We start from the raw sequence: 17726 nt of genomic DNA, 5'->3' as shown, positions 1-17726 counted from the left end.
CATTCATATAGAAAAAAATAAAACACACCAAAGAAATAGCTGGTGATCTGGATCTAGTGATCAAGGAGCTGATACCAACTAATTCTAGAATAGCCTCCGTGGAGGATGTGAAGGCAGTTCTTTTTTCGGATAAACATGAGGGTTATTTGATTTGCAGAATACCAAACAGATCAATAAGACGTATTGGTGGACTTTTACTTTCTATTGACCATAATTTTTAGTTTTAATCAAATACTCGTTTAGAATTTTAATTTCATTTTTTAGTAATACGCGTACTTAAAAATAAATTTTTCATTTTGTGTTTTTTTTAAGAATTTCTCCTTAACTATGTAAAATCGTAATTGATGTACTAAGAAATAAAATTGAAAAAAGCACTCAAAAATATAGCGTCCATAAAATCCGGTGTTTTTCTAAAACCCCAGGCTCAAGGTGATTTGGTTTACTTGCAAGCTAAGCATTTCAATGCTGATGGCGAGCTTGACTCCGAGCTTTTCCCAGACGTTCAATGGCAGGATATTTCGGAGAAACATGTATTGAAGCCTGGAGATATCTTATTTTCAGCAAAAGGATTGAAGAACTTTGCAGCTGTCTATGAATCACGGAACTTGCCTGCGATAGCTTCCACATCATTTTTGATTATTTCTATTTGGGAGAAAACGGTGGATCCTGAGTATGTTACCTTGATTCTTAACTCGAGGCATAGTCAGGAATATTTGAAAGGAGTCGCTAAAGGGACTTCGATTCCCTCAATAAGTAAAAAGCAATTGGAGGAATTTGAAGTTGTGATGATTCCAAGGGGAATCCAGCAAAAGTTGGTCGCATTAAGTAAATTAAAAAAAGAAGAAAATGATCTGGTTTCAAAGATAGAGCGATTAAAGAAGCTGAGTTTTGAGCAGGATTTAAATACTATTATACAGCAATATGAGTAAAATAATAACGCAAAAAGACATCAACGACGCGGTCTGGAGAGCCTGTGATACGTTCCGTGGAAGCATTGACCCCAGTGTCTATAAGGATTATGTGTTGACCATGCTTTTTGTCAAATACCTGAGTGATGTGAATGATGACACAGAAGAGGAATACTTAAAAAAATATCACGGAGACCAAGAGCGTGCAAAGCGAGCCATGCGTCACGAGCGATTTATTGTTCCAGAGCATAGCCATTTTAAGTATTTGTATGCCAACAGAAATGCGGTAAATATTGGAGAGTTGATAGATATTGCCCTTGTGGACCTGGAAGAAGCCAATCGCCAAAAGCTGTATAGTGAAGATGGAGCAGGGATTTTTAAAAATATCAGCTTCAATAGCAGTGTATTGGGAGAGCCAAAGGATAAAAACAACCGACTCAAAAATCTACTTTTGGACTTCAATAAGCCTGAGTTGGATTTGAGGCCATCTCATCTTTCTGGGGTAGATATCATTGGGGGAGCTTATGAGTACTTGATTTCCAACTTTGCTTCCGATGCAGGAAAGAAGGCGGGTGAGTTCTTTACACCAAGTGAAGTCTCGACTTTGTTGGCTAAGTTGACTAAATCAGCTCCAGGTTCAAGGATATGTGATCCTACATGTGGATCTGGATCCTTGCTGATCAAGGCAGGTCAGGAGGTTGGTTCGTCTAATTTCTCGCTCTATGGTCAGGAAGCTAATGGTAGTACCTGGGCTTTGGCGGTAATGAATATGTTTTTGCACGGATTTGATAATGCTACCATCAGATGGGGAGACACCATACGGAATCCTAAACTGAAAGAAGGAGATTCTCTGATGAAGTTTGATACTGTGGTTGCTAATCCACCTTTCTCCTTGGATAAATGGGGGAAAATCGAGGATAAAGATGGAGAAATAACTACGGTAACTTGGGATCCTGAAACGGATCTATATAATCGTTTTTGGAGAGGGGTGCCACCAAAAAGTAAAGGCGATTGGGCATTTATCACCCATATGATCGAAACGACCTATGAGGGAAAGGGGAAGGTTGGAGTGGTTGTTCCTCATGGAGTACTTTTTCGAGGCAGTTCTGAAGGACGTATTAGACAGAAAACCATTGAGGAGAATCTGCTGGAAGCAGTGATCGGTCTTCCTGCAAACTTATTTTTTGGAACGGGTATTCCAGCAGCAATCCTGATTTTCAACCGGGATAAAAAGCAGGGTAAGAGCGTCTTATTCATAGATGCTTCTCAGCATTATGCTTCTGCCAAAAATCAAAATAAGCTTCGGGATTCGGATATCAAGCATATTGTAGATACCTACCGGAATTTTAATGAAGGTAAATCCCAGCCTGGTGTGGTAGAGGATAAATTCAGCTATGTGGCCACATTTGAGGAGATCAAGGAGAATGACTTTAACCTGAATATTCCACGATATGTGGACACCTTTGAGGAGGAACCTGAAGTGGATATCCAGGCAGTCCAGCAGGAAATTAAAAAGTTGGAAGGAGAGCTGAAGATTGTTCAGGCTAAGATGGACGAATACCTCAATGAGTTGCTAAAAGGATAAAGGATGAGCCAATTTCACCATATTAGACTCAAGTCTGGGGTTCGGACACCCCATCAAGTGCCAATGAGAGAGGCATGGACATTTGCGATTAACAAACAGGCCAGATTGATTTTGGTGCCCTTATTTCGCCGACTTATCGTTGATTGGTATGTAGAGGATGGAGTGAAGTTTCCAATGATTTCGGGTATGGCTGGAAGTATTTATAGAAGGGTTGTTGATTTTGGGGATTTTCCTGTTGATGAATTGATTCCAGTTAGAAAAATTATTAAGGACTTTGTTCAGAAGCTAAAACCTTCAGATTTAGAGTTACTGAAATTCTATTTTTTAGGATCGGAATTAGAAGAGAATCGTTTATTTCAACATAAACAGAATCCTGATCTTAATTCACTTGAGGAAAATCTCGTTGAAGATGGGAAGATTTTTTTGGAACAAATTTCTGCCTTTCCTGATAAACAGCTTGAGTCATATATTATACAAGAACTCACTGAAATTGAAAAAATAATTTCAAGTGGGGATTGCCTCAATAGCCTGAAAGTGGACGATATCATTCGAGTCAATGAGAATTTTTCGGAATATTTGGATATGCCTTATCGGGAGATTGCATTGATTGAGGTACCGGGTGAGGAATGGGATTATTGGGAAAGAGTGTATGTAGAAGAAAGAAAGACTATAGGTAAAAAGCTGACTTCCGATGATGGTCCTGAATGGTTGGAATGTTGGCTTTTACCTGATGGGAGTTTTAAGGTAAAAGGTGATCTTTATTTACCTGAGACAAGAGACAATGCGGCGAAAAAGTGGATTCATGAGGACATGGAGTCTGTTTTGGTGATGTTGGAAACTCGCTTGATGGAAACCTATGGAATCCAGGAGCAAGACATCAATTATACTTTTTTTACCAAGAGAAAGAATTTAGTAAATGTTGATTTGTCCACGGGCATGAACTTTTTTAAGGATCAGATTGAGCAATATGGAGCAGATGATTTTGAATCTGGAATCAAATACCACCTTGTTAGGGAATTGAGAGGTGACCATCAGATCTGGGGAGCTCAAACCAACATTATAATTAAAAAGCAATTTTTTGAACTTGAAGATCAAATGGATTTAGTTTCTGCTTGGGTGATCCATGTGGACAAAGAAGTATTTCAGCTGGAGAGCCAGTTGTCTATGCGTGAAATGGAAAGAGTGATACAGACACTTTTTGATAAAATTAATGGAGATTATCAAAAGGTATACGGAAACTAATAATGAGCGATAAAGTGAAAAAAGCAGGATTGGAGTTCGAGGTTCCCAGTGGTTGGAGTTTAAAAAACTTAGATTCTCTTGCAGTTATTCAGCAAGGTATATCCAAGGGTAAGAAGTATAATAATGTTGAGACTGTATTCCACCCCTATTTGAGAGTAGCAAATGTAAAAGATGGATATTTTGATCTTTCTGAAGTTAAAGAAATCGAAATACCAGCTACAGACTTAGAACGGTACGCCGTACTTGAAAATGATATATTAATAACGGAAGGTGGCGATCCAGATAAATTGGGCAGAGGTTGTATTTGGACAGGCCAATTACCTAAGCCAGTTTTTCAAAATCATGTATTCAGGATCAGGACAGATGGATTTTTACTAAATCCAAGCTTCTTGTTTAATTATCTTCAAAGCCATAAGGCAAAAACGTATTTCCTGAATTCTGCTAAACAGACTACAGGAATCGCTTCTATAAATTCTTCGCAGGTCAAAGAAACACCAATTCTTCTACCACCTATTTCTGAACAACAATCCATAGCTGAAATTTTAGGGACAATTGACCAAGCTATCCAGATCTCAGAAAGGCTAATCGCAAAGAAGGAACTCCAGAAAAAATGGCTAATGCAGAATCTGCTGACGGGGAAGAAGCGGTTGAAAGGTTTTGAAGAAGAATGGAAGGAATATCAGTTGGGCGAGTTTTTTCTTGAAAGAAGGGAAACAGGTTTGACAGACTTACCACTATTATCTATTGGTCAAAATGGTGTTTATCCTCAAGCTGAATCCACTAAAAAGGATACTTCAAGCAGGGATAAGCGAAAATACAAGAGAATCTGTGCTGGTGATATAGGCTATAATACGATGCGAATGTGGCAGGGACGAAGTGCATTATCATCGCATGAGGGAATTGTAAGCCCTGCATATACCATAGTAAAGTCTAAAAATAATGCTCATTCATTATATTTTGCTTATTTGTTCCAGACCTCACGAGCAATCAACCAGTTTTGGAGAAATAGTCAAGGATTAGTTGAAGATACCTTGAATTGTAAGTTTAAAGACTTCTCAATTGTGAGAATTATTCTTCCCAAAAAAGAAGAACAAAAAGCTATCGCTTCTATCCTTTCAGCGTCTGATCTTGAGTTGAATTTAATTCGGGGGCGCCTAGGCAAGCTTCATAAACAGAAAAAAGGAATGGTGGAGCTGCTGCTGACGGGAAAGGTGAGGGTAAAGGAAAATGAAAACTAATCGATCTAATATGGGAAATAGGCTTAATAATTTTGAGAAGTTTTTAGTTTTTGTTGTGATTTTGTATCACCTCGGGATTATACTTTTTAGCATCCTATGGTTATTTACAAATTCTTTTTTTGATTATAAGCTCTCGCTCGGAGTCCATAATCACTTGAAGATAAATGAAGATGTAACTTACGGACTCTTCATTTCTGGCTGTTTAGGTGGCTCATTTTATTGTTTGAGGGCTCTTTATCAGAGGATTGGAGATACTTATACTCCAATTGATTTAGGGGGATCTGATCAATCAAGAGGCTTAAATATTAGGCCATGGTTTTTTTGGTACCTATACCGACCAATTCAAGGGGGGGTATTGGCTCTTGTCCTTTTAGCCTTAATAAATGGGAAGATGTTGACAATTTCTGAGCTGGATGATGAAGCTTTGAAATCCTATTTTTCACTCATTGGCCTAGGTTTCCTTTCTGGATTTGGAAGCCATGAGTTGATTCACAAAATACAAGAACTGATTTCAGTTCTTTTCGCGAAGTCCAAAATTTCGAATTCGAATTCCTCAACTAAAGTCAAAGAAAATAACGGAGAATGAATACAAATAAGTTTATTACAAAATTTAGAGCTTTTCAGTTAAACTCTGATGGATCCCTTTTTTCGCATTATAAAAACAATACATATACCTTGGTTGAGGCAAGGTTACCCAAGGGAGGAATTGAGGTTTTATTAAGTGACTTGAGAATACATGGGAAGAGTAAAATTGATGTTTTACATATCACAAGTTGGGATAATGATCATTGTAATTACCAATCCTTGATCGAAATTCTTAACAAATTAAGACCTGATAGGATTGAGATCCCCGGGTATGAACCAGACTCTGAAACAGGGAAGTTGTGCCGAAAAACATTGTTAGGGTATGATGAAATTCACCAAGAGAGAATACTCAATGTTATTGAAGTTAATAATTCATATATAAGGAGTCTTCCCATAGCTCAAAATGGATCATCAAATAATGTGGTTTATCAGGGTGATTATTTAAGCTTGAAAAAGAATGATTGGTCCCTAATTAAACTTTTCAGGTCAATGGGTTTTAGTGTTTTAAGTCTTGGAGATTTAGAGTCGTGCCGAGTGTCAACGAGGCTTTCCAAGAATTCTATATTAAGTAATGAACTAGATGTTTTGATTCTTCCTCATCATGGGGCAGATAATGGATTTATTACAGGCGAATTTTTAGATGCATTAAATCCAAAAATCGCAATTTGCTCATCTAATAACTGTAATCAATACGATCACCCCAGACAAAATATAAGAAACATGCTAAGTTCGAGAGGGATACCTTTGATGACAACGAAGAGGGGGGATGTAGTAATTGGCCAGTTGGAAGGTAATTCTTATGCGGTTGCAATTAGTTATCAAGGTGATAACCTGGAGAATCAAAGAAGTGAAAAATTCTATCCAAAGAGATATTCTTGAAATGTAATCCAAATTTTGAAATTAAAATTAGCCAAACAGAAGTAAAAGCTGTCTTTGGAATATGAGCATTAAAAACATCTACATAGACGAAAGCTGCCATCTGGAAAATGATGGATTTCCTGTTATGTGTATCGGTTATCTGAAGATTGAGGCGACAGATTACGAAGACATCAAGGCGGGAATCAAATCCATCAAGCTGCATTATAAATCACCTACTGAGATCAAGTGGAATAAGCTATCTATTTCCAGAATGCCGATGTACCGCACATTGATAGATTTCTTCTTTGATCAGCCGATATTCTTTAGATGCCTCCTGATGAAGTATAAGGATCGATTGCATCATGAGGATTTCAACAAAGGAGATCATAACAGCTACTATTACAAGCTGGTTTATTTTGTCTTGAATTCCATGACAAATCCACCCCGGCAAAATGAGTATCGCGTTTTTATGGATATTAAAGATACCAGGGGACGGGAGCAGCTAGAACAAATAGAGCGGGTCTTTGTCAACAAATATGCTGGAAACTCTCCATTTACTCATTTTCAACACATCCATTCTGATGAGAATGAGTTGATGCAGCTAACTGACCTTTTTATTGGTGCTATTACCTACAAGGCGAGAGGGGAGCATCTTAAAGAAGGCGCGTCGCAGGTGAAAAAGGAAATAATTGATTATTTGGAGAATAAGTCAGGTTATTCATTGGATGAAGGGACAGAGCCTTGGGAGGAGAAGTTCAATATTTTTGATCATCAACCCAAGAATTTGAAGTGATGTTGGATTTAGATGACCTGGAAGAATTATTTGATGACTTGGGATATGAAGAACTTACCAAAGACCAGCTTGACGTTTTACTGAAAATTTTTCAAAAGGATTTTATTGATGAGCCATTTGAGATAGACGGTAGAAGAGTGAAAATCGTGGATAAACCATCTTTCAATCGGGAATTTAGAGGGTATCCAGAGACGTTTGTGCACCTGATTACCAGGGAAAGCAAAATGAAAGGACAAAGGATGTTTGACCCGGCTAGGACAAATTGCCTCCATTGGATAAAACCCATTTTACTTCATTTTGAAGATCCTAGAATTAAGTATTATGAATTCACAGATAATAAGGGAGTATTGAAAAAGCACTTCTGGTTTCAAGAAGCTGATTTTATGGTGGTTTTGAAACCAATCGGAAGTGACTTGTTAGTAGTCACTGGTTTTAAAGTGGATGTATTGGAAAGAAGAACCTATTTAAAAAGGTATAGGGATTACCATGGGCTATAAAAAAGAAAACCGCATTTCGATGAATGCGGTCCGCATTTACGGATCTGCGGGCAACCAGGTCTTTCACCCTTTGGGCGATGACAATGCAAACTTGATCATTTCACATGAATTACACAATAATTTCACAGTTTTTGTTTAAAATCAGTCTAATTAGAGAAGAAAACAGCTCAGATTTTAACCTTTTTTAACAAGCTATATGGATACACCCAGTTTCAAAGAAGATCATATTTCACAGATTCCTGCAATACAATGGCTCTGCAAACTTGGGTTTGAGTACCTGCCGGAAGAGGAAGCAATGAAACTGCGTGGAGGAAAAACTACCCAGGTTTTGCTGGAAGAGGTACTTCGAAAGCAACTTCGTTTGATTAATTCTGAAAAGAAAGTCAGTTCCAGTCGTAACACTTACATAAGCGAAGCAAATATTGAAAACGGAATCCGAAAACTTCAGGAGATTCCTTTGAACGAAGGCTATATCCATTCCACCGAAATAATCTATAACCTGCTGACTTTGGGAATGGCCGTGGAGCAGACTGTGGATGGAGATCGGAAAAGTTTTACCCTACAGTACATAGATTGGGAAAATCCCCAAAACAATAAGTTTCAGGTTTCAGAAGAATTCAAAGTCTTACGTAGCAACGGCAAAGATCATTACATTCCGGATCTAGTGATTTTTATCAACGGAATTCCCATTGTGATCCTAGAGTGTAAGCGACCGGACATGAAGGAGCCGATCAAGCAGGCTATCTCCCAACATTTGAGAAATCAGCAGGAGGACGGGATTAGAAATTTTTATGTGTATGCCCAGCTGCTGGTATCATTGGCAAACCAAGAAACAAGCTATGCTACCAATGGTACTCCGTTGAAATTTTGGGCGCAGTGGAAAGAAAAGATTTCATCCGATTTGAAAAGGAAGGAATATGAGGATCAATTAAGGGTAATCAAAAAAGAGAAACTAGATCCTACCACACACCAGAAACTGTTTTCGGATCGCTTTTCCTATGTCAAGCGATATTTTGAAGACTTGGAGAAGGAAGAAATACAATTTACGGCGCAAGATGAGTTTTTATTCAATCTATGTCGACCGGAGAGGCTTCTTGATTTGATATACAACTTTATTCTGTTTGATGGTGGTACGAAGAAGGTCACCCGATATCAGCAGTACTTTGCAGTCAAGAAGACATTGGCACGTCTTAAGGTTTTAGTAAAAGATGCAAAAGGTAGGGATCGACGAGAAGGTGGGGTGATTTGGCATACACAGGGAAGTGGTAAATCTCTTACGATGGTCATGATGGCGCAGGCGATTGCCATGGAAAAAAGCATTTTGAATCCAAAAATCATTTTGGTAACGGATCGGACGGATCTGGACAGACAAATTACCAGTACGTTTCGAAAATGTGGGATGGCAGTCAATAATGCTTCGACTGGAACGCAACTGGTACATTTGCTCGAAAGTCCAAGTGATGCTGTAGTCACTACGATAATCAACAAATTCACCGCCGCGGTAAAGAAGATTCAAAAGCCGCTGGAAAATCCGAATATTTTTGTTTTGATAGACGAAGGACATCGGACCCAGCATGGAACCTTCAATATCGAAATGCAAAAGACCCTGCCAAATGCATGTTTTATTGCGATGACAGGTACTCCTCTTTTCAAGAAAGAGAAGAGTACAGCTGCCAAATTTGGGGGAATGATCGATGCCTACACTGTAGATGAAGCCGTGAAAGATGGGGCGGTCGTCCCACTCTTGTATGAGGGGAGATTGCCATATCTAAAAGTGAATTCAGGCCCTCTAGATCGATTTTTTGATATGGTTTCGGAACCTTTTAATGATAGGGAAAAGGCTGATTTCAAGCGGAAATTTAGCCGTGCTGACCAGATCAACTCTGCTGAGCAAAGAATTTATGTGACCTGCTGGGATATCAGTAGACACTTTAGGGACAATTGGCAAGGAACAGGGTTTAAAGGTATGTTGGTCTGCGACAAAAAGCTAAGTGCAATCAAATACAAAGAGATCTTGGATGAAATAGGACTGGTAAGCTCTGAAGTTTTGATTTCACCCATTGATGATCGGGAAGGAGAAGACAATGCCTATGAGCAAAGCAGTGACAAAGTGCAGAGGTTTTGGAAAAGGATGATGCAGGAGCATGGATCTGCCAAGAAGTACGAGAGCCAAGTGATCAGTCGCTTTCAAAACCTGCCTGATCCAGAAATTATAATTGTTGTAGATAAGTTGTTGACGGGCTTTGATGAACCCAAAAGCACGGTTCTTTATTTGACCAGAAATCTCAAAGATCACAAACTGCTCCAGGCTATTGCCCGGGTGAATCGAGTAGAAGAAGGTAAAGATTTCGGATTTGTGATAGACTATTATGGAGTCATTGAAAATTTGGACGATGCATTGAGGATGTATGCTGCTTTTCAGGAGTTTGATGAGCTCGATATGGAAGGAACACTGGTGAATATAGAGATAGAGATCAACCGACTTCCGCAGAGGCATTCTGAACTTTGGGATATTTTTAAAAGTGTAAAAAACACAAGGGATGCGGAGGCTTATCAGCTTATCTTGCGTGACGAGTCAGTTAGGGTGATTTTTTATGACAAGCTCACTTCTTACGGTAAAAGTTTGAAACTTGCTCTTTCGACCATTTCCTTTCATGAGAGAACTGACCCAAAGGAAATCGATCGGTACAAATCCGATCTGCTTTTTTTTATGAAGCTACGTTTCGCAGTTGTTGCCAGGTTTTCTGACCGGATAGATTACAGTCGATATGAAGAGCAGATTCAAAAACTGCTGGATACTCATGTGACTGCAGAGGAGGTAGAGCCCATTACTGATTTGGTCAATATTTTTGACAAAGACAGTTTTGCTAGTGAAGTTGAGAAGACGGTGGGAGAGGCGGCGAAAGCAGATAAAATCGCAAGCCGGACAGCCAAGTATATCTCCGAAAAGATGGATGAAGATCCCGCTTTTTATAAGAAGTTTTCTCAACTCTTATCCCAAACAATTGCCGATTATGAGGCGAGGAGGATTTCGGAAACCCAATATCTTCAAAAGACAAAAAATGTCATGGATGCGGTGCTCAATCATACAGACTCGGACATTCCCGAGCTGCTTAAGGACGAGTCGGTGGCAGCTGCTTTTTATGGATTGACCAAGGAGTTTTTGGATGAAAAGATTTCCAACAGCGATGCGCTAAAGTCTATCTGCGAAACTTCTGCATTGAAAATAAATCAGCTTATAAAAGCGGAGGTGTTTGGTCGGGGGCAGAGTCCTATTGTGGAGTGGGAGTCCAAAAGAGAGATTACCGGTAAACTTATTATCGAGATAGGGGACTACCTGATAGATGAAGTCCGTGATAAACATGCGAGGGAGATTTCCTACTCAGAGATCGATTCCTTGGCTGAAAGAATCTTGGCCGTTGCCAAAAAACGCTATCGATCATGAAAGATTCAATTCAGTTTGGTTCTAGGGTGATCGATTATGAAGTGAGTTTTTCGGATCGGAAAACCTTGGGAATAACTGTCACACCTACCTCCGAAGTCTTGGTCAAAGCACCTGCCTCTGCCAACAGAGAAAAGATCAAACAGGTTTTGCAAAAACGTGCTGCATGGATTATCAAGCAGCAGAGTTTCTTTTTGTCATTCCAGCCGAGACTAACAGAGCGTAACTATGTAAGCGGAGAGACTCATCTATATCTGGGAAGGCAGTACCGATTGATGATAGAAGAGGCAAGTCAGGATTCGGTGAAGTTACTTCATGGAGAAATTCGTGTAGAGACTACAGATCGTGGTAAAGTGAAGGAATTGATGAAGGCTTGGTATCTACAACTAGCTCGGAAGAAATTTGAGAAAATTGCTTCTGAGTTAATTCTAAAATTTAGATCAGAAGGTGTGGCTCCAGATTCAGTGGTCATACGAGATATGGCTTTGAGATGGGGAAGCTGCACTCCAAAAGGAAAAATAATACTAAATCCTGAGTTGATCAAAGCACCCAAAGGATGCATAGAATATGTCATTATTCATGAGCTATGCCATTTGGTTCACCCGGACCATTCTCCTGCTTTTTTCAGACTTCAATCCCGTTATATGCCTGATTGGGAAAAATGGAAGGAGAAGTTGGAGCGGATGATGGCTTAATTTTGATTCAGAGGCTTAGAAAGTGTTCTTTGTGGGGGTACGCTAAAGCACCAGATTTTATAAAGCAAAAGTAGGTATACGGAATTGATAAGTAAGGAATGAAACAATTATATATAGAATGTAGACTAAATCAGTGGTCTGATATTTTTACTTTAAATCAGAGATTTTTAGATCAATTTGTGTTTAGAGGTCAAGCTAATGAAAATTGGCCCTTATCTACCTCTCTTGAAAGACTTATCAATTCATTGTTCCCTAACTTGGTAGACAAAGCAATGATCCCACACCACGAAAAGGAAATGTTAAAAGAGTTTAAGTGGAAATATCCGCTTTATTCGCAGAATTCGCCAGATAGCACAAATAATATCGAGTGGTTAACTATTATGCAACATTACGGAGCGGCAACTAGGCTCTTGGACTTTTCTAAGTCACTATTTGTGGCAATAAGAATGGCTATCGCAAATAACGAAAGTAATTCTGCCGTATGGGCTATAAACAAAAATATTTTGACATACAGTATCTCAGATAGTTTTTTGCGAGAAAAATATGAAAAAACGGGGAAAGGTGGAGGTATGAGTATGGATAAAGTGTATCAGCTTAGTAATGAAAAAGCAAACTGTGTAATTACTGACAAAAGTTTCGATAGGGAATTGGAAAAGGAGTTGCTGTTGATAAACCCGGATCAATGTAATGAACGCTTATCTATTCAGCAGGGAATATTTGTTATGCCTACAAACATAATGGTTCCGTTTTCTCATTCATTAACGTCCTATTTGTCCTCACCAACCCCTACAAAATTACATTTTGATGACTTGTCAGGATACAACATAAGGGAAATCGCCCTATTAAAGATTACTATAGCTAAGGAATTGAATTATAGTGTACTGAAATATTTAAGACAAATGAATATTACTCCAGAAACTTTATTTCCTGGCTTAGAGGGATTGGGGAAATCTCTAAATTATCCGAGAATTAGTTTTAATAGAGATGGTGATTAGTTTGATTTTCCAACCTCCATTTATTGGCAGGAAAGGTGAAATGAGGGATGTGAATAATTGAAATGAAAAATTCGGATAGGTCATAATGTAAAGAGTCAATATCCATAGATCTAACGAATTCTATAATGAACTACAAAACATTATTATCTCAAATATGACTATTAACCTTGATAACTTAAACGGGTTGCCAGATGAATTTATAGCTGAGCTTGAATCCATCAAAACTCTTTTTCAGAAAACAGAATCTTTTGAGAAATTGTTAGAGAATTATTTGATAGAAAACTTAGTATTTAGGATTAATGAGTACTGTCTTGAGCAAAGTATTTTTGGATTTCATTACACACGAGCAATTTATGGGGAAATATCCAAAGCAGGTTTAACTTGTCGTTCTGGCAGAGAAATTCGAGATAGCTTTATTACTAGGTATGAGGATAAATTTTCACTGAAGGAAATAGATGAAATTAAAAAGGCATGGAAAGAACACTTTAATAGTCAGCAAAATGCATCTAGAGATAAACGATTGTTTTTTAATTTTACAACTTCCGCTTTAGATAATCATGGTGCTGAACCATTGCTTTCTAATTTTGGTGGGGAGCAGGTCTATTTTCCACTTCAATACTTTGATAAGATTTCTGACAAAATTAAAGGAATTGGAGAGCCTTTTATCTTAAAGTGCAAATTGGATCCAAATGATATTCAAACTTTTCATGATAATCCTTGGGGTAGGATAGCAGTTTCAACATTTCATTGTAGAGTTAATCCAAGAGCCTGTCAGGAGGATCAAGATGGTTATCAAGTAATCGATGTGATTCCAGAGAATATTGAAATAATAAGGTACTATAACAATAATCGATTAGGATAATTAATGAAATAGGGAGTCTTGTAACATAAGTGTATCGCTGACATGGAACAGGATCATGTTACCCACTTTCTATTTTTGTTTGTAAAATGGCACAGAGGTATACTTATCATTCTGATGAAAGCCTGAAAAAGCACTGCAATTCCCTCACATTTCCTCTCATTTCCCCAAAATATACCCTGTACTGGTATGTTTTCTTATCATTTTATTCCCTTTCTTGCTACTGTTCTTTGTCAGCTGAGACTCTCAAGTACTGAGACTGACAGGATCCTGGAACTACGCCAACTATTATAGTACCTATCTGGGCTTAAATCCGGAGAACTTCTCAATCCAGTGGAATCACTAGCTTGAAACATACAGTCTCACAATCGCCTTCTCCTAAAGGAGAGGGAGGGGTGAGGTAGAACAGCCAATTGCTAATTGGCAAGAATAGAAGGGTTAAGTTAAAAATTCAACCCAGTGCCACGAGCGATGAGACTACACCGAGGGGGGATTTTTAATTGTGTGGTATGAAAAATGACAAAATATGAAACCAGAACTATTAAACGGAATTTTTGCTGTCGCTGGAGCAATAATTGGTGCAGTTTTAACAGCGTTTCTAAGTAGGTGGAACTCGAAAAAAGATAAAAAGGAAAAGATATTGTCGATTTTTTCAACTTTTTCTACAAGGTTAATTGAAGTTTCTGATTTGGTGAAAAATAATATTGAAATCAAGATGAATGACAAACCAATTAATGAATTGTATAAAAATGAAATATTAGTAATCAATACAGGGAATCTTCTAATTGACTCTATTCAAATTGATTTTGAATTGTACAGTAAAAACGCTGAGTTGATGAATATTGAAATGGCTAGATCAAACTTCAATATATCAGAAGCTGAATATAGCTTAACTTTTGACTCAAATAAAGGACAAATTAATATATCATACTTGAACCCTAGTGATGAAATTATCTTTATTCTATTGTCAAATAAAGAATCTTCGATTGATATTAAACACAGACAGCAAGAAGTAACTACAGTTACTAAAAACGATTACTTTCCTGAAACACCTGGAATTATATTAAAATCATTCTTTGATGCCATGTCAAAGGATATCATAACAAGAGTTTTATTTAGTTTTGCTTTGCCTGATTTTAGAAAATATCTTAAATTAAAGAAGAACAATAGTAGGACATAATCGACTAGAAGGCCTCACCAATCGTTATGTCAGTATTAACTAAGAATTGGTATGAATCATTTTAATGAAGAGAAAACCGCCTAATTAAAGTAAATTAATTCCAGGCCTCTACTATTAAATCTGCATGGACTTGAATCAGCCTTCGGTCTAAATCAAAAAGTTTGTTGAATGTCTCTCTATGGCAATGTCTAAATTTATTAACACTACCACAAAAGCATTGATGGGTCCTTCCTGGCCTAGTTTTGATCAAGGCCATTTTTTTCATTAAGCGGATCAACGCACTTACATTTCCGTGTGTTTTAAAAGTTTCATCATAGAATTCGAAAATTCCCTGGATACCATGGGAATATTCTCCGTTTTTATAATATCCTTCAACCCTTCGAAAGGCTTGATTAAAAAAAAAGGGCAATACAAATTCATCAATAAATTGAACTAAAGTAATTCCTTTCTTGCAAGCAATACTTTCTTCAGGTGCAATCGCAACGCAGCATGATTTTGTATCTACATAGATGTGCCAATCGGCTATTTTAGGGATTTTTCCTCCGACCTCATAAACCTTTGGGAATTGTAATGGGTAACTGTCTACATGGTGAATTTCAATTTCGAAAACTTCCCAAAAGTTACCTTCTGCATCAATAATTTCCATTTCTCCTTTTAAAGTTACTTTCCCTTCAGAGGTTAATACCCTACTTAGTTTTGGGTATTTTTCAATGACAGGCCCGATATGGCTTTCGAAAATCTCTGAACTTTCCATCTTAGTAGCACCACGGTTTTCTAATTGAACCTCCAATTCCCAAGCTAATGGTAGCGGAATTTCCATTAATCTCATCTTTTGCTAAATAGCAAGGAAAACGATCTCTCAGACTTACTTGCCAATATTTGCAGGCAATTTTTTCGTTTGGCTCTTCGAGTGCTTTTTTGGCATTTTCAATAAAGTAACCGAGATATTTCATAAAGGCATCTTGATTTTTATAACCTTCAAAAAGATTTTCTCCTTTTGGTGTAGTCGGTCTTTCGCATCTAAAATTTTGTTGCAAGGATGCGTGAATTTTGATTAAAGTTTCCTTTAAGGAAATATCATCCCGCTGGTGCGGATAATAATTGTTTGCCGCAAGGATGGTCATTATTAATCCACAGGGCATTTCCTCTCTCCGCAGATCTCCCCAAGCCTTTAAAAACCGAACAATCCTACGAAGCTGATGATCATTTTTTCTAATATCTGATGTCCATTGTACAAACTCATCAAAAAGTCTGGATTCAGTAATAAATGCTTTTCTGAAGCCTGATTGAACTTTTTGTTCAAACCACTCAATAAATTCGATTGGGTGACTTAGAATCCACCCTCGGTTCACATCTGCCAGATCTGGACAATCAATATTGTCGGCATAATAAATAGGGATATCTACATGGAAACCACTTTTGTATTGTACTCGTATGCATGTCGATTTATCTATGACTTTTTCGATGTCATCATGTCCGCGATCAAGAGCATATTTTACCCATTTATGAAATTCTGAAGGAGATGGCCTACTCTTTCTATCTAAGCTGCCAATAAAGTATAGTCCATCATCGATATCATAATCGCCTCTAATCGGAGAAATTATGGTGTCCATAACAAAGGATCCTTGGCTCTGATGAATTATTTCATTTTTTAGACCTAGCTCTTCAGATATAATAGAGTAGCCGCGTCTAAGCCTAATCCTTAGGTTGTTACGAACTTCTAATAGTTGTTGTCGCCTTTCATCGGATAACCTGATTATGCTATTGTATTCGCTGAATAATAAGTTGCAATTTGCCATATTGTTATATTTTATAGTTTTTAGCTTCCATAAAGAATGATCCTATTTCAGGATCTTTTTTTGCAATTTCTCCCCTGTCATTTCCTTTTCCTTTAATGAAATGGATCGCATTTTCCGTTGCTATATCAAGTTGAACTAAGTGTTGTTGTTCTGCTGATATGCTTTCTGATGGAATCCGTATGTACCTCACTTTGATATGATTCATCTCGCAAAACTTTGACATCATATAATTTGTAAACATGCTTTGCCCAATTAGAGATGTCTCAAATAAGTCATCCTTCCATTTAATAAAGGGACGATGTCTTTTCAGACCAATTGATTTTCCAGCAGTATTGTTAAGGCTGCTGACTGAAAGCACCTCAATAGAATCGAACTCTTTCCCGTCACCAACAAAGTATGTAAGAGCTTCAATAACCCCTACCATTGTTGGATTATTGGCCCACACACCGCCGTCTATAAATTGCTTTTTATCATAATATTCAATCTCTGCTAATGGGAAATATGTCGGAGCTGCAGAAGTAGCGAGTGCGACATCAACACAAAATGCCTTATTATCCCTATCTAGTGGAACTTCTTTGTGGTCATATTTGAAGACCCAGGGACGTGCATCTGTTAGCGAATAGCTCGGGATGCATAAAAGATTCTGGCAATCACCAATTTTTTTGTCTTTAAAAATGGTTTTTAGTGCATTTCGGAGAGGCTTGTCTGAGTATTTTCCCCGCCAGAATGTTTGTCTTATAAGTCCTCCTAATTTGGTGCGGTGAGGAAAGATTTGACTTCCGTATTTTTCGTAAAACGTACATACCTCTGAAGCAGGAATTTTTAATGAAAGCGCAAGGGCGATAAGACCCCCAGTAGATGTTCCGCAGATCATATCAAAATGATCTGATGTTGAGCAGGAATACCGTTGTTCCAAATGCTCATGTGATCGGTAAATAACAATGCACCACTTTCGGTAAATAAGAATACACCATAATTGGCAACAAGAGTGCACCAAAAGTAATCCCTGTGGGGCATGCCCCACAGGGATTCGGACTATTTTGCTAGTCT

16 protein-coding genes are annotated in these 17726 nt (G+C 37.9%); 13 read left to right on the top strand and 3 right to left on the bottom strand.

The window, feature by feature from the left end; genetic code table 11:
* The first annotated feature begins 362 nt into the window (after positions 1–362).
* From LZF95_RS23510 to LZF95_RS23450, 13 genes are all read left to right on the top strand, one after another.
* Positions 363–929 carry a hypothetical protein gene (locus tag LZF95_RS23510; RefSeq protein WP_192085360.1) on the top strand — a complete coding sequence of 189 codons (567 nt, stop codon included), beginning with the start codon at positions 363–365 and terminating at the stop codon, positions 927–929.
* Positions 922–2493, top strand: a complete 1572-nt coding sequence (locus LZF95_RS23505; protein WP_233757786.1) for a type I restriction-modification system subunit M — start codon at positions 922–924, stop codon at positions 2491–2493. The genes LZF95_RS23510 and LZF95_RS23505 overlap by 8 nt, the downstream gene beginning before the upstream one ends.
* Before the next feature lie 3 nt (positions 2494–2496).
* Positions 2497–3735 carry a hypothetical protein gene (locus tag LZF95_RS23500; protein ID WP_233757785.1) on the top strand — a complete coding sequence of 413 codons (1239 nt, stop codon included), beginning with the start codon at positions 2497–2499 and terminating at the stop codon, positions 3733–3735.
* Between the two features lie 2 nt (positions 3736–3737).
* Entirely contained in the window at positions 3738–4973 is a 1236-nt protein-coding gene (locus LZF95_RS23495; protein ID WP_233757784.1) for a restriction endonuclease subunit S, read from the top strand.
* 10 nt (positions 4974–4983) lie between these two features.
* Positions 4984–5559: a hypothetical protein gene (locus LZF95_RS23490; RefSeq protein WP_233757783.1), complete on the top strand. Its 576-nt coding sequence runs from the start codon at positions 4984–4986 to the stop codon at positions 5557–5559.
* On the top strand, positions 5556–6437 hold the full coding sequence (locus LZF95_RS23485) for a ComEC/Rec2 family competence protein (RefSeq protein ID WP_233757782.1): 882 nt from the start codon (positions 5556–5558) through the stop codon (positions 6435–6437). The genes LZF95_RS23490 and LZF95_RS23485 overlap by 4 nt, the downstream gene beginning before the upstream one ends.
* Before the next feature lie 61 nt (positions 6438–6498).
* Positions 6499–7209, top strand: a complete 711-nt coding sequence (locus LZF95_RS23480) for a DUF3800 domain-containing protein (RefSeq protein WP_233757781.1) — start codon at positions 6499–6501, stop codon at positions 7207–7209.
* The gene (locus tag LZF95_RS23475) at positions 7209–7706 is read left to right on the top strand and encodes a hypothetical protein (protein ID WP_233757780.1); all 498 of its coding nucleotides are present in this window, start codon (positions 7209–7211) and stop codon (positions 7704–7706) included. Before LZF95_RS23480 ends, LZF95_RS23475 begins: the two co-directional genes overlap by 1 nt.
* Positions 7707–7902: 196 nt before the next feature.
* Positions 7903–11151, top strand: a complete 3249-nt coding sequence (locus tag LZF95_RS23470; RefSeq protein WP_233757779.1) for a type I restriction endonuclease subunit R — start codon at positions 7903–7905, stop codon at positions 11149–11151.
* Entirely contained in the window at positions 11148–11843 is a 696-nt protein-coding gene (locus tag LZF95_RS23465) for a M48 family metallopeptidase (RefSeq protein WP_233757777.1), read from the top strand. The genes LZF95_RS23470 and LZF95_RS23465 overlap by 4 nt, the downstream gene beginning before the upstream one ends.
* A 98-nt stretch (positions 11844–11941) precedes the next feature.
* On the top strand, positions 11942–12838 hold the full coding sequence (locus LZF95_RS23460; protein WP_233757776.1) for an FRG domain-containing protein: 897 nt from the start codon (positions 11942–11944) through the stop codon (positions 12836–12838).
* 154 nt (positions 12839–12992) lie between these two features.
* A complete protein-coding gene (locus tag LZF95_RS23455; RefSeq protein ID WP_233757774.1) occupies positions 12993–13700 on the top strand; it encodes a hypothetical protein in 708 nt (235 codons plus the stop codon).
* Positions 13701–14223: 523 nt separating this feature from the next.
* On the top strand, positions 14224–14877 hold the full coding sequence (locus LZF95_RS23450) for a hypothetical protein (protein WP_233757772.1): 654 nt from the start codon (positions 14224–14226) through the stop codon (positions 14875–14877).
* 94 nt (positions 14878–14971) lie between these two features.
* On the opposite strand, the gene LZF95_RS23445 is transcribed toward LZF95_RS23450, so the two are convergent.
* The 3 genes from LZF95_RS23445 to LZF95_RS23435 form a co-directional block, all read right to left on the bottom strand.
* Positions 14972–15697, bottom strand: coding sequence for a hypothetical protein (locus tag LZF95_RS23445; RefSeq protein ID WP_233757770.1), 726 nt, complete (start codon positions 15695–15697; stop codon positions 14972–14974).
* A complete protein-coding gene (locus tag LZF95_RS23440; protein WP_262912312.1) occupies positions 15633–16676 on the bottom strand; it encodes a CBASS cGAMP synthase in 1044 nt (347 codons plus the stop codon). The genes LZF95_RS23445 and LZF95_RS23440 overlap by 65 nt, the downstream gene beginning before the upstream one ends.
* A 4-nt stretch (positions 16677–16680) precedes the next feature.
* A partial coding sequence (locus LZF95_RS23435) for a CBASS cGAMP-activated phospholipase (protein ID WP_233757766.1) occupies positions 16681–17726 on the bottom strand: 1046 nt, incomplete at its 5' end.

Source organism: Algoriphagus sp. AGSA1, assembly GCF_021390545.1.
GTDB lineage: Bacteria > Bacteroidota > Bacteroidia > Cytophagales > Cyclobacteriaceae > Algoriphagus.
Note: the sequence above shows the minus strand (reverse complement) of the source record. Positions and strands in the feature narration are given on the sequence as shown.

Excerpts from the sequence above, each read along its gene's own strand:
- LZF95_RS23500 (WP_233757785.1), top strand. The coding sequence starts at position 2,497 with ATGAGCCAATTTCACCATATTAGACTCAAGTCTGGGGTTCGGACACCC.
- LZF95_RS23440 (WP_262912312.1), bottom strand. The coding sequence starts at position 16,676 with ATGGCAAATTGCAACTTATTATTCAGCGAATACAATAGCATAATCAGG.
- LZF95_RS23470 (WP_233757779.1), top strand. The coding sequence starts at position 7,903 with ATGGATACACCCAGTTTCAAAGAAGATCATATTTCACAGATTCCTGCA.
- LZF95_RS23490 (WP_233757783.1), top strand. The coding sequence starts at position 4,984 with ATGGGAAATAGGCTTAATAATTTTGAGAAGTTTTTAGTTTTTGTTGTG.
- LZF95_RS23445 (WP_233757770.1), bottom strand. The coding sequence starts at position 15,697 with ATGGAAATTCCGCTACCATTAGCTTGGGAATTGGAGGTTCAATTAGAA.
- LZF95_RS23465 (WP_233757777.1), top strand. The coding sequence starts at position 11,148 with ATGAAAGATTCAATTCAGTTTGGTTCTAGGGTGATCGATTATGAAGTG.
- LZF95_RS23485 (WP_233757782.1), top strand. The coding sequence starts at position 5,556 with ATGAATACAAATAAGTTTATTACAAAATTTAGAGCTTTTCAGTTAAAC.
- LZF95_RS23480 (WP_233757781.1), top strand. The coding sequence starts at position 6,499 with ATGAGCATTAAAAACATCTACATAGACGAAAGCTGCCATCTGGAAAAT.
- LZF95_RS23450 (WP_233757772.1), top strand. The coding sequence starts at position 14,224 with ATGAAACCAGAACTATTAAACGGAATTTTTGCTGTCGCTGGAGCAATA.
- LZF95_RS23455 (WP_233757774.1), top strand. The coding sequence starts at position 12,993 with ATGACTATTAACCTTGATAACTTAAACGGGTTGCCAGATGAATTTATA.
- LZF95_RS23475 (WP_233757780.1), top strand. The coding sequence starts at position 7,209 with ATGTTGGATTTAGATGACCTGGAAGAATTATTTGATGACTTGGGATAT.
- LZF95_RS23495 (WP_233757784.1), top strand. The coding sequence starts at position 3,738 with ATGAGCGATAAAGTGAAAAAAGCAGGATTGGAGTTCGAGGTTCCCAGT.
- LZF95_RS23505 (WP_233757786.1), top strand. The coding sequence starts at position 922 with ATGAGTAAAATAATAACGCAAAAAGACATCAACGACGCGGTCTGGAGA.
- LZF95_RS23460 (WP_233757776.1), top strand. The coding sequence starts at position 11,942 with ATGAAACAATTATATATAGAATGTAGACTAAATCAGTGGTCTGATATT.